The 662-nt window shown below is 41.7% G+C and carries 2 protein-coding genes; both read left to right on the forward strand.

The annotated features are described in order from the left end of the window. The coding region (locus BJN41_RS14045; RefSeq protein ID WP_031970042.1) for a transposase domain-containing protein at positions 1-269 on the forward strand (269 nt) is incomplete at its 5' end. Between the two features lie 183 nt (positions 270-452). Continuing rightward, positions 453-662, forward strand: a 210-nt coding sequence (locus tag BJN41_RS15045) for a transposase (protein WP_141730377.1), incomplete at its 3' end; no start/stop codon positions are given.

A 662-nucleotide genomic window follows, 5' to 3' on the forward strand; every position in this document is an offset into this window, starting at 1 on the left:
ATCTGGATGATGGCAATCTACCTATTTGCAATAATTGGGTCGAGAATCAGATGCGTCCCTGGGCGTTGGGGCGCAAGAACTGGCTGTTTGCAGGTTCGCTGCGCAGTGGTCAGCGAGCGGCAAACATCATGACGTTAATCCAGTCAGCAAAGCTGAATGGCTTGGATCCGTATGCCTATTTAAGTGATGTGCTGAAAAGGCTGCCGACACATAAAGTGACCCAGATTGAAGAGTTACTGCCACACTGCTGGAAACCTAAATCGAATTAAAATTGGTATGGGATTCAGCGGACGCTTACCTTATTTTTTTCTTAAAATATTATCTAATGTTGAGTCATATTCAAAACAGCATAGATAGTGATACTTTGTAAGCGTCCGCTGAACACACCTTATGAATTCATCCTATAAGCCTTAATTTAGTCCCCACTTAAAAACAAGTGGGGACTTAAATTTATGACGACAAATAATCAGACATCCATCGCATCTCTAGCGAAAAAACGAAGAACATACAGTGCTGAATTTAAACAGCAGATCGTTCAGGCTTGTAAAGCACCTGACGTTTCAATTGCTTCGGTCGCTTTGCAACATGGATTGAATACAAATCTTGTATCCAAATGGATTCGCTTATTTGATGGTAAGCCAAAGAATGATCGCTCACCACTA

This window comes from Acinetobacter towneri (assembly GCF_001758345.1).
Classification (GTDB): Bacteria; Pseudomonadota; Gammaproteobacteria; order Pseudomonadales; family Moraxellaceae; genus Acinetobacter; species Acinetobacter towneri_A.